The organism is uncultured Clostridium sp. (assembly GCF_934754915.1).
GTDB lineage: Bacteria > Bacillota > Clostridia > Clostridiales > Clostridiaceae > Clostridium.
In genome coordinates, this window is the sequence record NZ_CAKVKB010000284.1 from 1 (window position 1) to 2,430 (window position 2,430).

Annotated in this window: 1 protein-coding gene; it reads left to right on the forward strand. The window is 30.6% G+C overall.

Annotated features, from left to right (window positions below):
* The first annotated feature begins 268 nt into the window (after positions 1–268).
* The gene (locus Q0F58_RS18890) at positions 269–424 is read left to right on the forward strand and encodes a hypothetical protein (protein WP_294379526.1); all 156 of its coding nucleotides are present in this window, start codon (positions 269–271) and stop codon (positions 422–424) included.
* Positions 425–2,430: the final 2,006 nt, after the last annotated feature.

Consider the following 2,430-nt stretch of genomic DNA (forward strand, 5'->3'; position numbering starts at 1 on the left):
AAATGTTGAAAGTTGAGCTCGAAATTCGATTTGTTACTTCGGGATGTAACGATTCACTCGGCAAATCACTCCTCATAGATTATACTAGCAAAACAAGAAAAAGGGAAGGGATCTCGAAAAAGTCATCATTGGTATCGGCCACACCATTCTAGATCTCTTCGATCTTTCACATGATAAAGAAGTACGTAATACAACTAATTAAAAGGATATTTTATTAATTTAGTGATGATAAGAGAAAAACCTCATGCGAGAGAAGATGAGGCCATGCTTGAAGAAGAATCCGACGATGACGAAAGCTATTTTTCTCATGCGCATCAATAATGATGGTGCCATTAGCGACGAAGAGATGGAGACAGTTCTGGTGTCCCCTCCGGACTCATCGGCAACTTCCAAATGCATAGGGGAAGAGGAAGAAGATGAGTAATTTTGTAATAAATAAATTGAGAGGAGCGAAAAAGGAAGACACTTTTTTGAATAGCTTACATCATGAATTTGAGAACTATCCTCTCAAAATTGAGACCCCACTGTCTTCCTTTTTCGTGATCAGTTTATAAAAATCTTTCATAGTCACACACTAGATGCACACTGGGTACGAGGTTATTATGCTAGAATATTAAAGATTTTTGAACAGTCATTTTCGAGAACGAAGCACTTTTAGGTCACCATCATCACCATCTGTTCGAGTGCCAACAATGACTTAAAGTAAATAACACATGCAGAGAAAACATTTTCAATGTGTGTCTATTCTAAACACTGCGTCGGTAGTAAAAATACAGCTTTGGTATAGATATAATTTATATCTTATTATCTGCACAAACATTAATAAATGTTATAACTTTGTTCTTGATATGAGTGTAATATATTAATAATGAAAATAATTGAAACATAGAAAAAATAATATTTCAATTTGCTTTTGTTGATCAATGCTTTATATATTAATGAGATGCATAGTAATAGTATTATTGAAAATAATGAATACAATGCTCAAAGATGTCTATTGAATTATTATTAAAATTCAAACAGAATAATTCCCTTATACCTAATAACATATACTATAATTTGATATAAATGCAGACCTAAATCACAGTATTTTAACAAACACATAACTATCAAATTCAATATAGATAGAGAGATCATAATTACTGTCCAAAAATCTTTATTATTCTAGCACAATAACCTCGTACCAAGTGTGCATCTAGCGCGTGACTATGAAAGATTTTTATAAGAGATTTGAAGTTAGGTGGCTTTTGTAATTTGGTTCACATGAAAATATATGCTTTAGGAGAGTGATAATATGGCGTAACTGTATACTTAGATATAATGTGTATCATCCGTAAACTTATGCCCTTTGTATTCAACTAAACCAATAAAGACGGGATCAACAAAAATAGTTTTGCGTATTTTTTCTTTCTCTCAAACACTTGCTGATCCAAAAATAAAATCTTTAACGTTTTCTCTTGTATTTATAAGCTCTTCAGGTAATTCGAAAAGTTTAATTTTTGGATTTGCATGCTTTTTACATTCACACATGAACTGTCAATGAGAACTCTGGTGTTGCTTTTCGGCTTTGTCTTTTTGAACTCTGTATCTAGTTGTTAGAGTGGGGTATACACGACTTAACATCATTAGAGAAATGAAAAAGTGACAATAATATAATAAAAATAATAGTTTTCTAAAATAAGTATTTTTACTGCTTGCTTTCATTACTAAAGTAAAATTTTATATATTTTGTCCAATTTGAAAAATTAAAAATATTATTGTCTTGAGCAACATAATTTCGGTTCCGCAAGTAGTTTCTACTAAACGCAGTTTGATATTTAAACTGTTTGACTAAATTTTAAAATAATATAAATAAATTCTTTGCAGTTATGTTTGCCAGTGACTTTTTTATCAATTCTAGTTCATTCTAATTGCCACACACCAAATGATTTTAACATTGCAAAAATGTCCCAATATTCCGAAATTGACTGTTCAAAATTTCCCAAAAGTCTAGCAAAAAAATCACATATGATTGTTTTATAAGTGAATAGATTATTAAAGAATTCGATAAGAGAATTTTGGAGTTTTGGCATCTTCTTCATTTTTTGGGCTCTTAACGTACGGAAAAAAATCGAAAAAAAGCATTTTTTGATTTATTTGGCAAAGGGAATAGAATTTTCATATGTTAATACTTAGTATTATGGTAAAAGGCATCATAGTATCAATAAGAAAACAAATGAGTAAATTTCAATATCTAAGATATTGACGTCAAAAAATTATTTTGATATTCAGCATTAAACAATCAATACGCTACATGGCACGGTCCTGAGATGACCGCACATGCAAAAATTACCTGTCAAACACATCTATAGCCTGAGTTACAAACATCGAAAAATTAGTTTATTTATATGACGCTATAATATCGATCAAATGGATATATGAACTCAAGTC